This window comes from Ornithinibacter aureus, from assembly GCF_009858245.1.
GTDB lineage: Bacteria > Actinomycetota > Actinomycetes > Actinomycetales > Dermatophilaceae > Fodinibacter > Fodinibacter aureus.
In genome coordinates this window covers 2295434-2314277 of record NZ_VMSB01000001.1, presented here as the reverse complement: position 1 = coordinate 2314277, position 18844 = coordinate 2295434, and the positions used below count along the sequence as shown (strand labels likewise).

At 70.3% G+C, this 18844-nt stretch carries 16 protein-coding genes; 5 read left to right on the top strand and 11 right to left on the bottom strand.

Annotated elements, in window-relative coordinates; translation table 11 throughout:
* Nucleotide 1: 1 nt before the first annotated feature.
* The 6 genes from C8E84_RS10975 to C8E84_RS10950 all read right to left on the bottom strand — a co-directional run bounded on the left by C8E84_RS10975 (nucleotide 2) and on the right by C8E84_RS10950 (nucleotide 5936).
* Nucleotides 2–1156: an ABC transporter permease gene (locus C8E84_RS10975; RefSeq protein ID WP_159902097.1), complete on the bottom strand. Its 1155-nt coding sequence runs from the start codon at nucleotides 1154–1156 to the stop codon at nucleotides 2–4.
* 174 nt (nucleotides 1157–1330) lie between these two features.
* Nucleotides 1331–2419 carry a BMP family ABC transporter substrate-binding protein gene (locus C8E84_RS10970; protein WP_159902095.1) on the bottom strand — a complete coding sequence of 363 codons (1089 nt, stop codon included), beginning with the start codon at nucleotides 2417–2419 and terminating at the stop codon, nucleotides 1331–1333.
* A 145-nt stretch (nucleotides 2420–2564) separates the two neighbouring features.
* Complete coding sequence (locus tag C8E84_RS10965; RefSeq protein WP_159902093.1) at nucleotides 2565–3317, bottom strand: SDR family NAD(P)-dependent oxidoreductase; 753 nt, start codon at nucleotides 3315–3317, stop codon at nucleotides 2565–2567.
* Entirely contained in the window at nucleotides 3314–3781 is a 468-nt protein-coding gene (locus C8E84_RS10960; RefSeq protein ID WP_159902091.1) for a cupin domain-containing protein, read from the bottom strand. The genes C8E84_RS10965 and C8E84_RS10960 overlap by 4 nt, the downstream gene beginning before the upstream one ends.
* Nucleotides 3778–5163, bottom strand: a complete 1386-nt coding sequence (locus C8E84_RS10955; protein ID WP_159902089.1) for an amidohydrolase family protein — start codon at nucleotides 5161–5163, stop codon at nucleotides 3778–3780. The genes C8E84_RS10960 and C8E84_RS10955 overlap by 4 nt, the downstream gene beginning before the upstream one ends.
* Complete coding sequence (locus tag C8E84_RS10950; protein ID WP_159902087.1) at nucleotides 5160–5936, bottom strand: S-methyl-5'-thioinosine phosphorylase; 777 nt, start codon at nucleotides 5934–5936, stop codon at nucleotides 5160–5162. The genes C8E84_RS10955 and C8E84_RS10950 overlap by 4 nt, the downstream gene beginning before the upstream one ends.
* Nucleotides 5937–6039: 103 nt before the next feature.
* Here C8E84_RS10950 and C8E84_RS10945 point away from each other — a divergent pair, with 103 nt between their 5' ends.
* Complete coding sequence (locus tag C8E84_RS10945; protein ID WP_246196898.1) at nucleotides 6040–7575, top strand: gamma-glutamyltransferase; 1536 nt, start codon at nucleotides 6040–6042, stop codon at nucleotides 7573–7575.
* A gap of 135 nt (nucleotides 7576–7710) precedes the next feature.
* Here C8E84_RS10945 and C8E84_RS10940 read toward each other — a convergent pair whose 3' ends face one another.
* On the bottom strand, nucleotides 7711–9204 hold the full coding sequence (locus C8E84_RS10940; RefSeq protein ID WP_246196897.1) for an MATE family efflux transporter: 1494 nt from the start codon (nucleotides 9202–9204) through the stop codon (nucleotides 7711–7713).
* A gap of 358 nt (nucleotides 9205–9562) precedes the next feature.
* On the opposite strand from C8E84_RS10940, the gene C8E84_RS10935 reads away from it, so the two are divergent.
* Complete coding sequence (locus C8E84_RS10935) at nucleotides 9563–10522, top strand: hypothetical protein (RefSeq protein WP_159902083.1); 960 nt, start codon at nucleotides 9563–9565, stop codon at nucleotides 10520–10522.
* Nucleotides 10523–10831: 309 nt separating this feature from the next.
* On the opposite strand, the gene C8E84_RS10930 is transcribed toward C8E84_RS10935, so the two are convergent.
* Entirely contained in the window at nucleotides 10832–11599 is a 768-nt protein-coding gene (locus C8E84_RS10930) for a DNA alkylation repair protein (protein ID WP_159902081.1), read from the bottom strand.
* A gap of 36 nt (nucleotides 11600–11635) precedes the next feature.
* A complete protein-coding gene (locus C8E84_RS10925) occupies nucleotides 11636–12862 on the bottom strand; it encodes an acetyl-CoA hydrolase/transferase family protein (protein WP_159902079.1) in 1227 nt (408 codons plus the stop codon).
* A 140-nt stretch (nucleotides 12863–13002) separates the two neighbouring features.
* On the opposite strand from C8E84_RS10925, the gene C8E84_RS10920 reads away from it, so the two are divergent.
* A complete protein-coding gene (locus C8E84_RS10920; RefSeq protein WP_159902077.1) occupies nucleotides 13003–13278 on the top strand; it encodes a DUF2277 domain-containing protein in 276 nt (91 codons plus the stop codon).
* A gap of 80 nt (nucleotides 13279–13358) precedes the next feature.
* Here the strand turns inward: C8E84_RS10920 and C8E84_RS10915 are convergent, their stop codons facing one another.
* Both C8E84_RS10915 and C8E84_RS10910 read right to left on the bottom strand, forming a co-directional pair.
* The gene (locus tag C8E84_RS10915) at nucleotides 13359–14105 is read right to left on the bottom strand and encodes a hypothetical protein (RefSeq protein ID WP_159902075.1); all 747 of its coding nucleotides are present in this window, start codon (nucleotides 14103–14105) and stop codon (nucleotides 13359–13361) included.
* Nucleotides 14106–14173: 68 nt separating this feature from the next.
* Complete coding sequence (locus C8E84_RS10910) at nucleotides 14174–14806, bottom strand: DUF6318 family protein (protein ID WP_159902073.1); 633 nt, start codon at nucleotides 14804–14806, stop codon at nucleotides 14174–14176.
* 468 nt (nucleotides 14807–15274) lie between these two features.
* On the opposite strand from C8E84_RS10910, the gene dnaB reads away from it, so the two are divergent.
* Both dnaB and C8E84_RS10900 read left to right on the top strand, forming a co-directional pair.
* Entirely contained in the window at nucleotides 15275–18184 is a 2910-nt protein-coding gene (gene dnaB / locus C8E84_RS10905) for a replicative DNA helicase (protein ID WP_211675495.1), read from the top strand.
* Between the two features lie 257 nt (nucleotides 18185–18441).
* Entirely contained in the window at nucleotides 18442–18822 is a 381-nt protein-coding gene (locus C8E84_RS10900) for a hypothetical protein (protein WP_159902071.1), read from the top strand.
* Nucleotides 18823–18844 lie beyond the last annotated feature (22 nt).

Here is an 18844-nt window from a genome sequence, read left to right as displayed (position 1 = left end):
GTCAGTTACCCCAGCTCGTCGAGGCGGCGGCGACCTTGTCGGCGCGGCTGCGGAAGATCCACTTGCCGAGCACCGGGATGGACACCATGAGCAGGATGATCGCGAGCAGCAGGTCGACGACCTCGGGGGCGATGCCCGTCGCGAACTGCAGGCCCGGGGCCCCGGTGCGCAGGATGCCGACGAGGAGCGCTGCCGGGATCGTCGCGAGCGGGTTGGCCCGGGCCAGCAGGGCGATGGTGATGCCGTCGAACCCGAGGGTGCCGCCGATGGCCGGCTCGAACCGGTGCAGGGTGCCGGCCGCCTCGAGGGCGCCGGCGAGGCCGGCGAGGCCACCACCGAAGACCATCGACAGGGCAATGATCCGGTTGATGTTGATGCCGGCGTAGCGGGCGGCGTGCTTGTTGGCGCCGACGGTGTTGAGCTTGAAGCCGAGCGTCGTGCGCGACAGCATCCACCAGCAGGCGATGGCCAGGGCCAGGGCGATGACGAACCCGATGGGGATGCCGGCGACGGCACCGACACGTGCCGCGTCGGGGATGAGCTCGGTCTGCGGGATGCCGCTGGTCTTGGAGCCCTCGGCCTGCAGGGGGCCGGTGACGAGCCACCAGGTCACGCCGGCCGCGATGTAGTTGAGCATGATCGTCGTGATGACCTCGTGCACCCCGCGGGTGGCCTTGAGGACACCGGCGATCCAGCCGATGAAGGCACCGGCCACCATGCCGGCGACCATGCCGCACAGGGCTCCGAGGAACCCGAGGCCACCAGCGGCGTAGGCGACCCAGGCGCCGAACATGGCGCCGAAGATGAGCTGGCCCTGGCCACCGATGTTGAACAGGCCCACGCGCAGCGGGATCACGACGGCGAGGCCGGTCAGCACGAGCGGCGCCGTCTTCTGCAGGGTCCGGGTCAGCCCGCCGTCGACGAGGAGGGCCTCACGGATGATCGTCTCGTAGGCGTACCAGGGGCTCACCCCCTGGTAGCGGATGAGGGCCGCACCGACGAGCAGTGCGATGGCGAGGGCGACGAGGATGACGACACCGCTCTGGTGCGTCAACAGGTACGCCAGGGGCTGGGCCGGCTTCTTGTCACCGGAGGTTCCCCCGCTCGAGGGCGGTGGGGCGGCGGCCTGGTCGGCCACAGTGGGTGTCTCGCTCATACGACTCCAATGTCGGTGGGTGCCCACAGTGTGGCGGGTCGCGGACTCTTGGCAAAGGGTGACGCGACGGGGAGGTCCACACGCGCCCGGGGGCGGGCACCCGTGCTGGGTGCCCGCCCCCGGTGACGAGGTGGTTGGGTCCCGGAACTAAGGCCGGGCCCGAGGTCACATCGGTCAGAGGGTGACGCCGGTCTGCAGGGTGCCGGCTTCCATCTGCTTGACGACCTCGTCGACCTTGGCCTTGACGTCAGCCGGGATGACCGACTCGAAGTCGTGGAAGGGGGCGAGGCCGGCCTTGCCGAGGGTCTGGTTCTCGGCGAAGTCGCCGTCCTTGGCCGTGACCAGGGTCTCGGTGACACCCTCGGTGATGAGCTTCATCGCCGAGGTGATGAGGCACGGCTGGGCCGCGGGGACGGTGTCCCACTGGTCGGTGTCGACACCGATGCAGAAGACCTCGGTGCCTGCACCCTTGGCCTTGGCGACCTCCTGGAGAGCGCCGTTACCGGTGTTGCCACCGGCGCCGAAGATGATGTCCGCACCCTGGGCGAGCTGCTTCTTGGCCTCGCCAGCGCCCCACACCGGGTCGTTGAAGGCGTTGTCGCCGGCGGGGTGGTACACGGTGGTGACGGTGACCGCGGGGTTCGCGGCCTTCGCGCCGGCCTCGAAGCCCTTGGCGAACTTCTGGACCGGGGGGATCTCGAGACCGAGGACCTGGCCGAGCTTGTTCGTCTTGGTCATCAGGCCCGCGAGGTAACCGGCGCCGTAACCGGCCTGGTCCTCGGGGAAGATGAGGCCGGTGACGTTCTTGCCGGGGACCGCGGCCGGGTCGTACCCCTGGTCGACACCGATGAAGCGGGTGCCGGGGTTGGCCTTGGCCGCCTCGAGCGTGGCGTCGGTCATGAGGAAGCCGACCGTGACGATGGCGTCGTACTTCTTGTTGGTGAACTGTGCCATGTTGGCGGCGTAGTCCTTGGCGTCCTGGGTCTCGATGTACTTGTAGAAGCCGTTGGTCTGCTTCTGGGCCTCGAGAGCTCCCTCGTGCGCGGACTGGTTGAACGACTTGTCGTCCACCTTGCCGGTGTCGGTGACCAGACCGATGCAGAACACGGCCTCGTCGGCGCAGTTGCTGTCGTCGGTGGGGGCGCCGGGGGCTGCGGAGCCGGCCGGAGCGGAGGACTCGGAGCTGCCGGTGCTGCCGCCACAGCCCGCGAGGGCGAGGGCGAGCGCGGCGGGAACCGCGACGAGGTAACGCGTGGACTTCATGAAGGTTCTCCTTGGAGATGGGGTCAGACACGTAAGGCTATGTCGTCGGGTGCCCGTCGGGGGCAGACCTTTGAGTGTCGTTGCCCTGTTGTTACCTCGCCAGAGTGTGTCGTTGACGACATGCGGGCGCCGCGGTTGGCAGGTCTCACCAACCCGGCGCTGCCGACCACCCGGCATCCACGGTGATGGTGGTGCCGGTGATGCCTGATGCGGCTGGTGAGGCGAGGAACGCCACGGTCGCCGCGACCTCGGATGCCGTGACGGGGCGTCCCAGCGCGCTGGCTCGCGACCAGCGCTCGACCCCCTGTGGCCAGTCGTTCTCGAGGCCCTCGCGGTCGATGAGGCCGGGTGCGACCCCGACGACCCGGATGCCGCTGCTCCCGACCTCGTGGGCGGCTGCGGCGGTGAGGTGGTCCAGGGCCGCCTTCGCGACGGAGTACGGGGTGTGCCCGGGCGCAGGGCGTCGGCCCTCGATCGAGCTGATGACGACGACGACACCGCCGGGGTGCAGACGGGCGGCGGCCCGGTGAAGCAGGCCGGTCGTGGGGCGAAGCCCACCGCGGTGGTAGGTGTCCCAGGCCGCGGTGTCGAGGTCACCCCAGGCCACGACGTGCTGGGGGAAGGCGTTGAGCACGACGACCTCGGGGGCACCGAGCGCTGCCGCGCAGGCGTCGAGGAGGTCGTCACAGGCTCGGTCGAGCCCGGCCGGGTCGTCGACGGCGAGGTCGGCGTGCAGGACCGCGGACCGGCGACCCACCGCCTCGACGTCGGTGACAGCGGCGGCCGCGCCGACGGCATCCGACCGGTAGTGGACACCGATGTCGTGACCGGCGACGGCGAGCGCGACGGCGATGGCGCGCCCGAGCCCGCCGCTCGCGCCGGTGACCAGGGCCGTCATCGCAGCTGACCGATGGGGTGGGTGCGGGTCAGCGCGGTGATCTCGGCGGCGTGGTCGGGGAAGGCGTCGAGCAGGGCCGAGCGCTGGCCGAGCTCGAAGTGCTCGGGCTCGAACGCGGGGGCGCACCAGCAGGAGAACAGGGTCCACTCACCGTGGGTGCGGGCTCCCATCCACGAGCCCTTGGTGACCAGGGCCTGGGGGGACTGCGGGCCGAGCGTCGTGGAGTCGCCGGTGCCGTCGGGGTTCAGGCGCACGAGGGTGGCGGGGGCGCCGGCCATCCACTGCCACCCCTCGTCGATGGTGAGGCGGTGCATGGCCGAGAACCCGTCGGGGCGGTCGGTGAGCAGGGCGATGATGCCGTTGAGGCCCTGGGTGCGGGGGCCGGGCGCGAACCAGGCCCCCTCCTGCGGGATGGGCTGCATGCCGAGGCGGGCGATGACCTCGTCGGCGCTCTCGCTGCTCATCGAGCCTGTGCCGCCTTCGTGGCGGCTGCCTCCGCGGCTGCCGCCCGGGCGACCTCCCCGCGGGCCCGGGCCCGCTCGAGAAGCTGCCCCGTGTCCAGGCGGGTGCTGCGACGATCGCGCACGACCGGCATCCCGTCGACGAGCACGTCGGTGACGTCCCCGCGGCCGGCGGCGAACACGAGGAGCGCCGCGACGTCATGCACCGGGGTGAGGTGCGGCGCCTCGAGGTCGACGAGAACGAGGTCGGCCCGCTTGCCCACCTCGACCGACCCGATGAGCTCCCCCATGCCGAGCGCGCGGGCCCCCTCGATGGTCGCCGCGCGCAGCACCTCGTGGGCGCTCGCGACGTTGGGCCGCTCACTGGTCAGCCGCGCGAGCAGGGCCGCCTGGCGCATGGCCTGCCACATGTCGAGGTCGTTCGAGCTCGAGCAGCCGTCGGTGCCCAACCCGACGCGCAGGCCGCTGTCCTGCAAGACCTGCCACGGCAGGGCGCCGCTGGCGAGCTTGAGGTTCGACCCGGGGCAGTGACCGACCGCGGCACCTCCGGCCGCCAGGGTCGTTCGGTCGCCCTCGCTGAGGTGCACGCCGTGTCCGATGACGAGCGGCAGGTCGGGCTCGACCCACCCGGCGCGCGCCAGCAGCTCGGTCGGGGTCGCGTCGTAGCGCTCGCGGATGCCGGCGTTCTCGGCGGCGGTCTCGCTCACGTGCGTCGTGAGGATGCCGTCGCGCTCACTGTTGGCGACGAGCTCGCGCAGCACGGTGACGACCTGCGCGAAACCCTCCGGCGAGCACGTGTAGGTGGCGTGCGGCATCGCCCCGACCGGCACCGAGGGGCCACCGATCTCGTCGAGCACGGCGGGCCAGGAGCGCAGGTTGTCCAGACGCTGCTCCCAGGTGAGGCCGTCCGGCCCCGGCCCGTCGAAGAACACCGGCCCGATGACGTGACGACTGCCCGCGGCGACGGCCCCGCGGTGGGTCGCCTCGTGGTGGAAGTACATGTCGAGCTGGGTCGTGCACCCGCCGCGCAGCGACTCCAGGGCGCCCAGGGTGGCGCCGAGCTCGACGGTGTCGGTGTCCATGACAGCGCCCTCGGCCGCCCACACCCGGGCCAGGAAGCCGTCGAGGTCGACGTCCTCGGCGAGACCACGCAGCAGCGTCATCGGCAGGTGGGTGTGCAGGTTGACCAGACCCGGCATCACGAGCTTGCCGCGCGCGTCGATGACCTCCGCCGAGGGGTCCTGCGAACCGTGCGCCGCTGCATCCGAGGTTTCGATCGCGGTGATGGTGCCGTCGTCGATGGTGATGGTGGTGTCGCGCAGGACGGTGTCGGTGGCGTCGACGGTGACGACGTAGCTGGCGTTCTCGATGATGAGACGGCTCATGCGTCGGGCTCCTCGGGGAAGGTGGCGCGGGTGTGGACGAGGTCGTCGAGGATCTCCAGCACCGTGGCCGACGAGGCGGCCAACACGGCGTTGATCTCGTCCATGGTGATCGGCTCGTCCGCGTCGCCGACGCCCGACGCGGGGTTCACGACGAGGCTGATCGCGGCATACCGGAGCCCGGCCTCGAGGGCGAGGGTCGCCTCGGGCACACCCGTCATGCCGGCGACGTCGGCCCCGGCGAGCGCGGCCAGGCGGATCTCCGCGCGGGTCTCGAAGCGCGGGCCCTCGAAGCACGCGTAGACCCCGCCGTCGCGGATCGAGTGCCCGGAGGTGGCTGCGGCGTCGAGGATCTCGCGGCGGATGGCGGGGTGGTACGGCGTCATGACGTCGGTGTGCACGACGCCCTCGGGGGTGGAGCCGTCGAAGAAGGTCACCGGCCGCTGCTTGGTGAAGTCGACGAAGTCGTCGAGGCAGAGCAGATCGCCCGGTTGAAGGGTCGGGTCGATCGACCCGGTGACGTTGACGGCGACGACGTCGCGCACCCCGAGGTCGGCCAGCGCCCGGATGTTCGCTCGGTAGTTGACCAGGTGCGGCGGCACCGAATGGCCGGCGCCGTGGCGCGTCAGGAAGACGACGGGGATGCCGTGCCACTCACCCTTGGTGACCCGCGCCTGGCCCCAGGCGGTGTCGAGCGTGTGGTGGGTCGGGTTCTCCAGGGCGTCCAGGTCGTAGAAGCCGGTGCCGGCGATGATGGCCAGGGGCGATCGCGTCATGCGCGCACGCTACCCCCGGCCGTGAGCCCAGCGGGGGACACGGAGGCGCCGCGGGCGCGGACGTGAGAGGACGGCATCCGGCGCCGGTGAGAGGATGCCGCGCATGGGTGGACGAGTGGCGATCGCCGCGACCGGGCCGGTGTCGCTGGCCGCGGGGCGCGAGGTGGCGCTGGCCGGGGGCAACGCCGTCGACGTCGCGGTGGCCGCGGCCATGGCGGCGATGAGCACCGAGCCGGGCATCGTCTCGCTGGCCGGGGGCGCGTTCATCTCGGCGTGGCCCGCCGGCGGCGACCCGGTCGTCATCGACGGCAACGTCCAGATGCCCGGGCGAGGACTGCCCGTCGACCGGTTCGGCGGTGGGGTCGAGGAGGTCAGCTTCGGTTACGGCGGTGGCGTGACGCTGTTCGGCGGCCACGGCTCGGTGGCCACGCCCGGGTCGGTCACGGCCTGCGAACTCGCCGTCGAGGAACTCGGGACCGTGCCCTGGGCCGACGTCGTGGCCCCGGCAGCCCGGGCCTGCCGGGAGGGTTACCCCGTCGGTTCGGCCGCGACCCGCTACCTCACCTTCTCCGCGCACCCGCTCTTCGGCCGCGACCCCGAGGCGCTCGCGATCGTCACCCGCTCGGATGGCTCACCACTGGAGCCGGGTGACGTCTGCACAAACCACCTGCTCGCCGAGGTCCTCGACCTGGTCGGCCGGGACGGCGCCTCGGTGCTGTCGACCGGTGAGGTCGGCCGGGCCATGGTCGCCGACATGGAGGCTCACGGCGGCCTGGTGACCCACCGCGACTTCGCCGAGTACACGCCGCTCGTGCGTCCACCGGTGCGTCGCGCGGTCGGCGAGTGGGACCTCGCCGTCAACCCTCCGCCGTCGGTCGGGGGGCCGATGCTGGCGGTCATGCTCGGCGAGATCGGGCGCCGCGGTGACTGGCACTGGCCCGACATCATCGAGATCCAGCGGGCGGTGCTGTCCTACCGCCGCTCGGTGCACGACGTCTCGCCTGACCTCGACGCGGCGGGGCACGAACTGCTGCTGTCCGTCGACCGGCACGGGTTGGCCGGCCTGCCCACGAGTGCCAGCACGGCGAACGTCTCGGCGGTCGACTCCGACGGCACCGCCTGCACGATCACCGTGTCCAGCGGCTACGGCGCGGGGATCACCGTCCCCGGCACGGGGATGCTCCTCAACAACGCCCTCGGCGAGCCCGAGCTCAACCGGCTCGGACTGCACAAGGTGGCGCCCGGCATCCGACTCGCCTCCAACATGGCCCCGACGACAGGACGTACTCGCGACGGCCGGGTGCTCGCGATCGGTTCACCCGGCGCCGACCGGATTACGACCGCGCTCATGCAGGTGCTGGGGCAGGGGTGCCTGCACGGCGCGGACCTGGCCCACGCGATCGAGGCGCCGCGGCTGCACGTCAGCTTCGACGCCGACGGCACCCCCGTGGTCGACCACGAGAGCGACGACGCCATTGCGGATGCCGTGCGCGGGCTGGGATTGCGCGGCACCGACCACGGTCGTCACCAGATGTTCTTCGGCGGGGTCGGTGCGGCGTTCCGCCATGCCGACGGGGTGGTGGAGGCTGCCGGGGATCCGCGCCGCGAGGCCGCGGTCGAGGTCGTGTCCCGCGCCTGACCGGACCGGGCCTCCATCCCGACCCCCGAACTCAGCCCCTCCCTCCTCCGACTTCGTGCGACTTCGGTGCGGCTACGGGGCCGGATCGGGCCTCTCGGCGCACACAAGTCGCACGAAGTCGGGGGTGGGGGATGGTCAGTGGCGGGTGGCGCCGAGGACCATCCAGTGGTCGGTACGCACCCGCAGCCACATCAGAGCAGCGCGCACGGCCATGAACGCGGTGAACGCCACCCACAGCCAGGTCACCGCCGCCATGTCGCCCGCGCTGCTGCCGTCGACGACCCGGCCGCCGACCGCGTGGGCGGCGGCGACGATCGGCAGGTAGGCGAGCAGGGTCGCGAGCATGGCCTTGGCCAGCCACACCCCGTCACCGGCACCGATGAGCACGCCGTCGATGACGAACACGAGCCCGGAGAGGGGTTGCCCGATGGCCACGACGAGGAGGCCGGCGGCGATGGCGGCCTGCACCTCGGCATCCGGAGTGAACAGCGGGGCGAGGAAGGGTCGGGTGAGCAGGAGCAGGGCGCCGAGGACCACACCGCCGAGCACGCCCCAGCGCAGCATGAGCGCGGTCGCCTCGCGGGCTTTGTCGCGGTCGCCGGCGCCGAGGGACTTGCCGGTGATGGCCTGCGCCGCGATGGCGAGGGCGTCGAGGGCGAAGGCGAAGAAGGTCCAGATCGTCGCGGTCACCTGGTAGGCCGCGAGGGGCACGTCTCCCATGCTCGCGGCCACCCACGTGGTGACGAGCAGCACGCCCCGCAGCGCCAACGTGCGCACGAGCAGGGGGATGCCGCCGCGCGCCGCGATGAGGACGCGGCCCGGGTGGGCCCGCAGCGGCACGCAGTCGCGCCGTGCGTAGCGGACGAGCACCGTGACCAGTCCGATGGCCATCGCGGTCTGGGCGATGACCGTGCCCCAGGCGGACCCGGCGATGCCCCAGCCCAGGCCGTGCACGAACCACAGGTTGAGCACGATGTTCAGGCCGAAGCCTGCGACGGCGGCGATGAGTGGGGTCTTGGTGTCCTGGAGGCCGCGCAGCACGCCGGTCGTCGCCAGGACGACGAGCATCGCGGGGATGCCGAGGGCGGAGATGCGCAGGTAGATCACCGCCTGCTCGAGGGCGCCCTCGGAGGCACCGAAGACCCGGCACAGCGGCTCGGCGGCTGCTGCAACGGCTGCGGCGGTGACCGCTCCCAGGGCGATGGCGAGCCACGTGCCGTCGATGCCCCCGGCGATGGCCCCGGGCCGATCGCCGGCGCCGAGCTGGCGGGCGACGACGGCGGTGGTGCCGTAGGCGAGGAAGACGAAGACGTTGGCGGCGGTCAGCAGGATGGCGCTGGCGACGCCGAGACCGGCCAGCGGCTCGACGCCGAGGCGCCCGACGATGGCGGCGTCGGTGAGGAGGAACAGCGGCTCGGCGACCAGGGCGAGGAAGGCCGGGATGGCCAGGCGCAGCACCTCGAGGTGCTGCCCGGACTCGTTCCTGCCGCTGCTGCGTGAGCGGTCACTGCCCGGGCCGCCGCCGCTGCCCGGGCCCCTGCCGCTGGGTGAGCGGTCGCCGCCGTGGCTGCTGCTGCCCGCCGGACCTCCGCCGGGGTTGGTCGCGCCCTCGCCGATCATGTCTCCCACGATCGGCACTGTTCCACGAGGTGCCGACCTGCGCCCGGTCGGCTCAGCGGTCGGGCCGGCGTACCGGACGTGACCTATTGGTCGAATCCGGTACAGGCCAAGTGCTCTCACGGGCGTGGCTGCCGGCTGGGACCGGCTCGATGGCTGGGCCGAACTCCCGATGTGCGCTCCTACTCTCGTTGGGCGCTGCTGCAACAACGCACATCCGGAGTAAGGATCTGCGACGGGAGTTGGGCCCCGCCATCGAGCGCGGCCCGGCCATCCAGCCCGGCCCGGCCATCGAGCCCGGGCCAGGCCACCTGCCGGTGCCTGTGGAAAACTCCGACACCCGTCGGGCCGGCCCTGCCATCGTGGAGGCATGCTCGGCCAGCCAGCCCCGGAGCCGTTCGACCCCCAGGTCCTGCGGCTCTACTCGGTGCTGCGCCGGCAGGGCATCGACCCGAAGCGGCATCAGGGCTGGGCCCGGGTGAGGCGCGGCGTCTGGGTGAAGGCCGGCACGTGGGCGGGGCTGACCCCGGAACAACGCCATGCCGCCCGCGCCCACGCCCTGACCCTCGTCTGCGACCCCGACCGTTCCTGGACCTTCACGCACGAGACCGCGGCAGCAGTCTGGGGGCTGCCGCGCATCGAGCCCTGGCCGGATGCCGTGCGCACCCTTGTCGTCGGAACCCGCCGGCGTGGGTCGCCCGGCGTCCGACCCACGCCCGGACTCGACGTGGTCGCGGAGGTGGTGCACGGCATCCGGGTCACTCCGGTAGGGCGAACGGTGGTCGACCTCGCACGCAGTGGCTCGCTGCCCACGGCCGTGGCTGCGGCCGACCATGCGCTGCGGCACGGGTTGTGCACCCGCGACGACCTGGCACGAGAGGCGGATGCCGTGCCGCGTCGCCGGCGTGGTCGACCGCAGGCCGCTCTCGTCGTGGACCTCGCTGACGGTGACTCGATGTCGGCAGGGGAGAGCCTGTCGCGGGTGCAGATGTTCCGGCTCGGGGTGCCTCGGCCGCGGCTGCAGGTCAGGCACGAGGACGCGCAGGGGCTCATCGGCATCGTCGACTTCGACTGGGACGGCGCGGTGGGGGAGTTCGACGGCAAGGTGAAGTACCGGGCGTCGGACGGTGACAGCGCGGCCCAGGTCTCCGAGGTGCTGTGGCGCGAGAAGAAGCGCGAGGACCGGCTGCGGGCTCGAGGCCGGGTGGCCCGTTGGACCTGGGAGATCGCTCTGGATCAGGAGCGGCTCGGGGCCGTGCTTGCGGCGCAGGGGGTCCTCCCCGACCCACGGGCCTCGTGGTTCGACCTCGGGCAGCGGCGAGTTGGCTGACCCCGGGCTGCCGGGCCGGGGCGCTGGCTGACTCTTCGCTGGCCGTCGAGCCCGGGGCCGCGCCACGCTGCGAGCTTCCAGGGCTCTGGCTGAGGTCGAGCCGGATGGCGGGGCCGAACTCCCGATGTGCGCTCTTACTCCCGAGTGGCGCTGCTGCAAGGGCGCACATCTGGAGTAAGGATCTGCGACGGGAGTTAGGCCCCGCCGTCGAGCTGAGGTCGGCGTACCGGAGGTGACCTATTGGTCGAATCCTGCACACGGAGGGTGGCCGGAGCAGGGCCGGGGCAGGCCCGGTGGCGGACCCAACGGTCAGAGGTGCTTCAGGGCCTCGCGCCTGCTCAGCCCTGACAGGCGTGACGCCCGGCTGTCGACGTACTCCCGCACCCAGTCGGCATCGACCCGAGCGTGCTGGCGCAGCGCCCACCCGACGGCCTTGCGGATGAAGAAGTCCTTGCCGTGCAGTGACCCCTCGAGGTTCGCGTCGAGCACGTCGGCGAGCAGGTCGACGTCGGTGGCAGCACGGTGTTTGAGCTGCGCCAGGATGGCCGTGCGCCGCACCCAGAGGTGAGGATCGACGGCATCCGCCCTGACCAGAGGCGTGACGACATCCCTGTGCGAGAGCAGGATCGGCCCGATGAAGTCCGCTGCGACCGGATCGACGATGTCCCACCAGCACGTCGACGTCACGACGTGGCGGTACAGAGCCAGCGTGTCCGGGTCCTGCCACGGGCGGGCCACGCGGTGACCGGCGACCGCCAGCGCCGCGTACCACTCCTCGCGGTGGGTGGCGTGGTCGACGAGGTCGCGAACGGCATCCGACCACTCCTCGCGCGTGTGCGGCACGAGGGCGCGATCACCGAGCAGTGGCCGCAGCAGCACGGTCAGTTCGGGTTTGCCGAGGCCGCGAAAGGGCATCGGCGACTTCATGTAGGCCCGTTGGGCGACGGCCCGCTCGGGGTCGCCGACCGCAGGATCAGCCAGCGCGTCGCGGACCGCCGTCACCAGGGTGCGTGGGGCCGAGCCGGATGCCGGGTGGTCGCCCGCCGCTGCGGAGCCGGGTGCCGAGGTGGTCGTCATGACGCCCATCTCAGCACCCCAACCGAGGACCTGCCCTCACGCGAGGCCGAGGTGGGCCGCTTCCTCCCAGAGCTCTTCGCGCACCTGGGGGTGGGCGGCGTCGCGGATGATGTGCTGGCACTGGGCCTGCTGGTCGTAACCCCACAGCTCGGCGACCCCGTGCTCGGTGACGATCGCGCTCTGCTGGAAGCTCGTCACCGGCTCGTCGACGAGCGGCACGACGGTCGACACATCGGCCTTGGGGTGCCACGAGCGCAGCGCGATGAACGACTGCCCGCCGGCCGAGTGCAGCGCCCCGACGATGAAGTCGGTCTGGCCGCCGAAGCCGGAGTAGATGCGCGCGTTGATGCGCGACGCGTTGGCCTGGCCGAACAGGTCGACCTCCAGCGCCGTGTTGACCGAGGTCATCTTGCGCTGCTGGGCGATCAGGCCCGGGTCGTTGGTGTGCTCGGTGCGCATCATCCGCACCCGGTGGTTGCCGTCGAGCCAGTCGTAGAGCTCGCGCGACCCGAAGAGGAACGAGGCGGTGAGCGGGTGGTGCGGCTCGAGGGCGCCGACCCGGTCGAGGGCGAGTACTCCGTCGGAGAACATCTCGGTCCAGATCCGCAGCCCCCGTCGGCCGGTGAGCGCGTTGAGCGTGGCGTCGGGGACGCCGCCGATGCCCATCTGCAGGGTGGAGCCGTCGCTGACCCGGCTGGCGACGCGCTCGCCGATGGCGCGGCTGTCGTCGTCGGGGGTCGCGGGGTCGTGCGCGGGCAACGGCTCGGAGACCTCGATGGCGACGTCGACCCATTCCACCGGGATGAGCGCGTCGCCGTAGGTGTACGGCATCTGGTCGTTGATGACGGCGACGACGCGACCGGAACGCATCCGGCATCCCTCGATGGCCGCGGGCAGGATGTTGACCTCGATGCCCAGGCTGAGCTGGCCGTCGCGGGGCGGGGCGCAGTGGATGATGACGACGTCCGCGGGGATGCGTCGCTGGAGCAGCACGGGCACGAGCGAGAGCCGGCTGGGCACGTACGACAGGTTGGAGTGGCGGCGCATGCCGGCGCCGACGAAGCACGTCTCGGCGCTCACGCCCTCGCGGTCCGGGATGCCGGGCGGCGCGTTCAGCGCGTGGATCGTGTACTCGTCCTTGTTCGCGTCGAGGATGCGCACGGCCGGCCACGGCACGGCGACGTTCCCGGATACCACCACCCGCGGCTTGCCCTGCAGGGAAGCGAACAGTCGGCCCAGTTCATCGACGCTGATGACCCTCATGGGTCTCATCTTGGCCCTGTTGCTCCGGCATGTCAGGTGAGGTTTGGCAGGCCTTGGCCGGGTGGTTCGGGCTGGTGTGCGCTGAGGTTTGGTTGGCGGATGCCGTGGCTGCCGTCGCGCCGTCGTCCTACCGTTGTGGCATGTGCCGAAACATCCGACCGTTGAACAACTTCGAGCCCCCGGCCACGACCGACGAGGTGCGTGCGGCGGCGCTGCAGTACGTGCGCAAGGTCAGTGGGACGACCAAGCCCTCGCAGGCGAACCAGGAGGCCTTCGACCGGGCCGTCGAGGAGATCGCGCACATCACGGCGCACCTGCTCGAGGACCTCGTGACGACGGCGCCGCCCAAGGACCGTGAGGTCGAGGCCGCCAAGGCGCGGGCCCGGGCGGCGGGGCGGTACGGCCGCACCGGCTGATTCGTCAGGGGGACGTCAGGGGGTGACGAGGCGTGACCTGGCGGTGGCGACGGTGACGGTGACGGGGGTGCCGTTGATGGTCACGGTGCCGGGGATGTCGACCCATTCGCCGCCGCCGATGCGGAACTGGCCGGTGTAGGTGACGTCGGCTCGCACGTCGTAGGTGCCTGCCCTGGGTAGGTCGTGACGACGTCGCCCTTCGGGTAGGGCCCGCCGAGGGATGCCGTCGGGCCGAGGGTGCGTCTGTCGCCCAGGTGGTAGGTGATCGAGTTCAGGCCGGGGCGGATGTCGACGGGGACGCCGACGAGGGTGACGGTGTCGACTTCTCCGGGTTGGAAGCCTGCGTCGGGGAAGCGGGCCTCGAAGTAGGTGGGGAGGGTGACCAGGGTGACGTCGCCCTCGGGTTGGATGTTGACCGTCGCCTTGGTGAAGTCGGTGTCGTGGAACGCGGCGGCGATGTCGGCCATCGTCGGGCCCGACGGGCCGTCGGCGAGGTCGGGGAAGCAGGTGACGACTCGCTGCACCCAAGGAGATGGGGGAGTGGTGATCTCGCGGCGCCAGATGCGGGTGGCCGGGCCGTCGCCCGCATCGATGTCTTGGTTCTGGCAGACGACGTAGGCGCGAAGGCAGACGTCCTCGGGGTTGCCGGAGTCGGGGTCTCCGGTCTGGCAGTAGGAGGAGCTGCGGTACTCGTACTGAGCGCCGGACTTCTCGCCGGCGCGCATGGTCTGCTCGACCTGATCTCGGGACGCCCCGACCGTCGCTCCGTCCCCGCTGTTCATGTTGCTGTCGAAGACCGGAGTGTTGGGTTGCTCGGCGGTGGCCATGCTTCTGTGCGCGGCAAAGGCGGGACTCGTCTGGAGCGCCACACACGCCACAAGGAGTGCGGTGGCGATCAGGCGCCTGCCAGACCAACGATGATCCACTGGTCCCCCTTCCACGTGATACCGACTCGGTAGTCGTCTTTCGCTTCAGGAATGGTTCCGGCGGCCTTGCCCGACAGGAGACGAATCTCGGTCTCGGCCTGTCGCAGCGTCATCGTGACGATGAACACCCCGGTTGCCTGCTCCCCGACCCAGGTCAGCTTGCTGGGTGTGTACGGCGGTGCAACGGCTCGTGACTTGCTGGCCACAAATTGCTTTGCCTTGCTCTGGCTGTCGGCGCAGGAGATGCATTCGGGGTCGCTGAGGGCGGGGATGAGGTCGTCGCGGGGGGTGGTGTAGCTCTCGTTGACCTGGTCGATGAAGAACTTGACGAACGCGATGCCGCCCTTCTCGTCCTGGGTGCGTGCAGCGGCGGGGATGTCCGGGCCCGTCTGCGTCGGGGTGGGGGTGGTCGTCGGGGACGGTGCAGCGCTCGTGGCGGGAGGGGCGGTGGTGGGCGGCGCAGGCTCGGGCTGCGAGCACCCGGCCACGACCAGGGCGAGGGCGGCCACGGTGGCCGCGAACGGCATCCGACGTCGGCGCGCGTGTGACCTGCGAACGCGAGGTGCGACGGATGCCGTCGGCGTGCTGGTCGTGCGATTCATGGATCCCCCGGTGGTGTCGACTCGACGTGCTGGCCACCAAGGCCACGGATGTTCCGCGATACCGCATCTCGACTATCCACAGGGGTGGTTTCGCATCGATTTCTACCCGCTGGTAAGGGTGGTGTGACCCCCACGGCGTGACCGGCGCCATGTGGATGAGACACGCCCGAAAGTTTCTCCACTCCACATGGCGTGGACGACGTTTGTGCAGGTCAGAAGCCTGTGTATCGATTCTGCACCGCGACATCCACAGGGTTGTCCACCGAGTGTGCACATCGATGCTCGGCGTTTTGCACACCTTGTCCACAGGTTGTGCACATGGGTGGTGTCGGGTACCTCGTGGCAGCGCTTACCGTGGCTCGTCGGTGGAGTGTCGGTGGCTTCTGATGGGCTGTTCACGCGGCTTTGGGCCGGTGCGAGAGCCGCTCGAACCGATGATCGTCAGGGCTAGTTCGGAAGAGGTGTGCAGTGTCCATTGCGGAGTTGAATGCGGCGTACGGCGCCCCGTCCGACGGGCCGCCCGACGACCGACTCCCCCCGCAGGACCTCAACGCCGAGCAGTCGGTGCTCGGCTCGATGTTGCTCAACAAGGACGCGATCGCCGACTGCCTCGAGGCCGTGAAGTCGCACGACTTCTACCGCCCGGCACACGAGCTGATCTTCGACGCCGTCCTCGACCTCTTCGGTCGCGGGGAGCCTGCCGATGCGATCACCGTCGCTGATGAGCTGGGCAAGCGCGGTGACCTGACCAGGGTCGGGGGGCAGGCGTACCTGCACCAGTTGATCCAGTCGGTGCCGACGGCGGCCAACGCCGGGTACTACGCCGAGATCGTGCACGAGCGGGCGGTGCTGCGGCGGCTCGTCGAGGCCGGCACCCGCATCGTGCAGATGGGCTACGGCCAGGGCGAGGGTGACATCGACGAGATCGTCAACCGCGCCCAGGCCGAGGTGTACTCGGTGGCTGAGAAGCGCGGCGGCGAGGACTACCACGCGCTCGGTGAGCTGCTCAACGAGACGATGGAGGAGATCGAGGCGGCTGCGGGGCGCACCGACGAGTTCATCGGCGTGCCGACCGGGTTCCTCGAGCTTGACGAGTTGACCAACGGGCTGCACGCGGGGCAGATGATCGTCATCGCAGCTCGCCCGGCCGTCGGCAAGGCCTTGGCTCTCGACACTCCGCTGCCGACCTCCGATGGGTGGACCACCATGGGCGAGGTGCGGGTGGGAGACAGGCTGCTCGATGCGGCGGGGCGACCCACCCGGGTTGTTGCTGCGACCGAGGTCATGACCGGCCGTCCGTGCTTCGAGGTGGAGTTCTCCGACGGCACCGTGATCGTTGCGGATGCCGAGCACCAGTGGGCTGTTGAAGGCGGGCAGGTGGTCACGACCCAGCACATGGTTGACCTCGGGCTTCGTCCGAAGGTGCTGCATGACGTGCGGTACGTCCAGGACATCAGGGCAATTGACTCGGTGCCCGTGCGCTGCGTCGAGGTCGACAACGATGAGCAACTGTACCTCGCCAGTCGCGCCATGATCCCTACCCACAACTCGACCCTCGGGATCGACATCGCCCGCGCAGCGGCCATCAAGCACAACATGGCGACCGCGGTGTTCTCGCTCGAAATGAGCCGCACCGAGATCACCATGCGCATCCTGTCGGCCGAGGCGACGATCCAGCTCCAGGACCTGCGCAAGGGCCTGAAGAGCCAGGACCAGTGGAACAAGCTGGCGCGGATCATGGGCAAGATCTCCGACAGCCCGCTGTTCATCGACGACAGCCCCAACATGTCGCTCATGGAGATCCGGGCCAAGTGCCGCCGGCTCAAGCAGCAGCACAACCTCAAGATGGTCATCATCGACTACCTCCAGCTGATGAGCTCGGGCAAGAAGGTCGAGTCGCGCCAGCAGGAGGTCGCCGAGTTCTCGCGCGCGCTCAAGCTGCTCGCCAAGGAGCTCGAGGTTCCGGTCATCGCGATCAGCCAGCTGAACCGTGGGCCTGAGCAGCGCACTGACAAGCGGCCGCAGATGTCCGACCTTCGCGAGTCTGGATGCTTGCCAGGCGGTACACGGATCCTGCGCGCGGACACCGGCGCCGAGACGACGATCGGCGAGTTGTGCGCGAGTGGTGAGCGCGACATCACGGTGTGGGCGCTCGATGACGGGCTGCGGTACACCAAGCGCACCATGACCCACGCCTTCTCGACCGGGATGGCGCCGGTCCTGCGGCTCACCCTCGCCTCGGGCAAGACGGTGCGGGCCACCGAGAATCACCCCTTTCTCACGTATGCCGGGTGGGAGCCTTTGGCGGCGCTGCGCACCGGCGACCGGGTCGCGGTCCCGAGGCACGTGCCCTCGCCGTTGCAGGTGACGGACTGGGACGACAGCCGAGTGATCCTGCTCGCTCACCTCATCGGCGACGGCTCATTCATCGAGCTGCATGTCGCGACGCCTGGCGTCGCGAACGAGGTAGCTCACTGGCTCGATGGGTTCGGCCAGGCGGATGCGGGTCGCGCGACTGGGGTCGTCGGGGTCCCCGATGAGGTGTTCAGCCTCCCCAAGCGCCAGATCGCGCTCTTCGTCCGTCACCTGTGGTCTGCTGCTGGCGCGGTTTCGGTCGATGCGGACGGTTCGGGTGGGCGCATCACCTACCCCGTGGGCTCGCGGAGAGTCGCCGATGGCGTCAGTCGTCTCCTTCTTCGGTTCGGAATCCAGACGAACGTCACTGCTGAACGCGCGAAGGACAGCACCGCGCGGCTCCTCCTCGAGATCGCCGGGCCCGACAGTCAGCGCCGCTTCCTCCAGGAGGTCGGTCTTGGTGGAGGCCACGAGGAGCGGGCGGATGCCTTGCTGCAGATCGTCCGCTCCCTGACCCGCGCCGACGGCACCGCGGTCCCGCCGGACCTGTGGGACGACCTCCGCGAGTCGATGTCCGGAAGCGGCCTGACGAGTCGTCACCTCGAGTCTGGTCTCGGGATGCCGGGGGGCGCGTTCCAGCACTACGTCTCGGAGCCTTCGCGGAGTCGTCTGGCCGTGGTCGCCGACGTCCTTGAAGAGGCGGATCTGGAGATGGCCGCTACCAACGACGTGTTCTGGGACGAGGTCGTGTCGGTCGAGGTCGACGGCGTTGAGGAGGTCTTCGATGCGACCGTGCTCGACTGCCACAACTTCATCGCGGATGGCATCGCCGTGCACAACTCGATCGAGCAGGACGCGGACATGGTGATCTTGCTGCACCGTGACCGCTCCGACCCCGAGCGCGACGGCGAGGCCGACGTGATTGTGGCCAAGCACCGAAACGGCCCGACCAAGGACATTGTCTTGGCGTTCCAGGGGCACTACAGCCGGTTCAACAACATGGCGCGCGACGGCGGCTTCTAGATGTCGAGATGCAGCCAAGATTGAACTCTTGCCCGATGAACTTTAAGTTCCCGTCGCAGGGTGCGGGTCGCCATCGCTCGTGTTGACCGGGAGTGTTGGCCCCCGTGCACGCCGGTCGACTGCATAGCCGTTGGGAACGTTGCGTTGTCCGTCCGCTCGCGGGTCTATCAAGCGTTGAACCGGGGGACAGCGACTGACGGTGTGCCGGGGTATGCCCTGGGCGCAGTCCTTGGCCGTGGGTGCGTAAGGATGGTCTCATGGTCGCGATCCAGACCCTCGATGAGATTCAGGCCATCCTGGCGCGCCTCGAAGGCGAAGAGATCGCCGTGCTGCAGGTGCTGGGGATCAACTCGCTGAAGTCGTTCTCGCCCATGCCAGAGGCTCTGGCGGGCGACACCATCGAGTCCTCGGCGGTGTCAGACCGGCACTTCACTGTGACCACGACTGGGCACGAAATGGCGATCGATCTCCAAAGAACTGGCAAGATGGTGTGGCTGCCGAACGCCGAGCCGTACGTGATGGCCGTGGGGTCTGCTCCCCCGACCGTGCGCCTCGTGCTCGCCAACGGGGAGGGCCTCGACCTCACCGAACCGGCCAAAACCAAACGGATCACGGTGACGATCTCGGCCCGGGCATAGTCCGCAAATTGGGCGCGCAGAA

What these genes read in the sequence shown, in the direction of transcription:
- C8E84_RS10975 (WP_159902097.1), bottom strand. Translation starts at nt 1,156, where the DNA reads ATGAGCGAGACACCCACTGTGGCCGACCAGGCCGCCGCCCCACCGCCC.
- C8E84_RS10970 (WP_159902095.1), bottom strand. Translation starts at nt 2,419, where the DNA reads ATGAAGTCCACGCGTTACCTCGTCGCGGTTCCCGCCGCGCTCGCCCTC.
- C8E84_RS10965 (WP_159902093.1), bottom strand. Translation starts at nt 3,317, where the DNA reads ATGACGGCCCTGGTCACCGGCGCGAGCGGCGGGCTCGGGCGCGCCATC.
- C8E84_RS10960 (WP_159902091.1), bottom strand. Translation starts at nt 3,781, where the DNA reads ATGAGCAGCGAGAGCGCCGACGAGGTCATCGCCCGCCTCGGCATGCAG.
- C8E84_RS10955 (WP_159902089.1), bottom strand. Translation starts at nt 5,163, where the DNA reads ATGAGCCGTCTCATCATCGAGAACGCCAGCTACGTCGTCACCGTCGAC.
- C8E84_RS10950 (WP_159902087.1), bottom strand. Translation starts at nt 5,936, where the DNA reads ATGACGCGATCGCCCCTGGCCATCATCGCCGGCACCGGCTTCTACGAC.
- C8E84_RS10945 (WP_246196898.1), top strand. Translation starts at nt 6,040, where the DNA reads ATGGGTGGACGAGTGGCGATCGCCGCGACCGGGCCGGTGTCGCTGGCC.
- C8E84_RS10935 (WP_159902083.1), top strand. Translation starts at nt 9,563, where the DNA reads ATGCTCGGCCAGCCAGCCCCGGAGCCGTTCGACCCCCAGGTCCTGCGG.
- C8E84_RS10930 (WP_159902081.1), bottom strand. Translation starts at nt 11,599, where the DNA reads ATGACGACCACCTCGGCACCCGGCTCCGCAGCGGCGGGCGACCACCCG.
- C8E84_RS10925 (WP_159902079.1), bottom strand. Translation starts at nt 12,862, where the DNA reads ATGAGGGTCATCAGCGTCGATGAACTGGGCCGACTGTTCGCTTCCCTG.
- C8E84_RS10920 (WP_159902077.1), top strand. Translation starts at nt 13,003, where the DNA reads ATGTGCCGAAACATCCGACCGTTGAACAACTTCGAGCCCCCGGCCACG.
- C8E84_RS10915 (WP_159902075.1), bottom strand. Translation starts at nt 14,105, where the DNA reads ATGGCCACCGCCGAGCAACCCAACACTCCGGTCTTCGACAGCAACATG.
- C8E84_RS10910 (WP_159902073.1), bottom strand. Translation starts at nt 14,806, where the DNA reads ATGAATCGCACGACCAGCACGCCGACGGCATCCGTCGCACCTCGCGTT.
- C8E84_RS10900 (WP_159902071.1), top strand. Translation starts at nt 18,442, where the DNA reads ATGGTCGCGATCCAGACCCTCGATGAGATTCAGGCCATCCTGGCGCGC.